The sequence below is a fragment of the Caballeronia sp. LjRoot29 genome, from assembly GCF_964252755.1.
In the GTDB taxonomy this organism is placed as follows: Bacteria; Pseudomonadota; Gammaproteobacteria; order Burkholderiales; family Burkholderiaceae; genus Caballeronia.
Window position 1 is genome coordinate 1 of the sequence record NZ_CAXUPU020000101.1, and the last position, 587, is coordinate 587.

At 59.1% G+C, this 587-nt stretch carries 1 protein-coding gene; it reads left to right on the forward strand.

Going from position 1 to position 587, the window contains the following annotated elements; genetic code table 11:
• Positions 1-171: 171 nt before the first annotated feature.
• Positions 172-587: IS110 family transposase (locus ACSQ83_RS35920; protein WP_436231379.1), on the forward strand; the 416-nt coding region annotated here is incomplete at its 3' end.

Consider the following 587-nt stretch of genomic DNA (forward strand, 5'->3'; position numbering starts at 1 on the left):
TTTCTTTGCTTCGTTTCTTTGTCGCTTTGGACAAAGTCAGTATGACTTCCGTGGAAGTAAGGGCTGGCCCCACAGGAAGAGTTGAACCGCGCGGGTTAGCATAAAGCCAGAGCCGTAAAAGTGAGGGCGAACCGCTCACTCGAAGTGTTCATTTACAACCCGGAGGCCAGCATGCAAAACGTTAGCACATTGTTCGTCGGACTGGATGTTCATAAGGATTCCATCACCGTCGCTTACGCGCTGGACGGCGGTGAGGTGGAGGTGCTGGGCAAGATCGGCACCACTCAGGCCGATCTTGATCGTCTGTGCAAGCGGCTGTTGTCCAAGGCCAAGCACGTGCGTGTCGTGTATGAGGCGGGCCCCTTTGGCTACGTCTTGCAGCGGCGCCTGAGCGACAAAGGCATCCAGTGCATGGTGTGCGCCCCCACGCAGATACCGCGCAAACCCGGCGATCGCGTGAAGACCGACCGGCGCGATGCCATCAAGCTCGTGCGCTCGCTGCGCGCCGGCGATCTCAGCGCCGTCAACATCCCCACCGTCGAAGACGAAGCGTTTCGCGATCTCGCCCGAACCTGGGCAAAATCGCG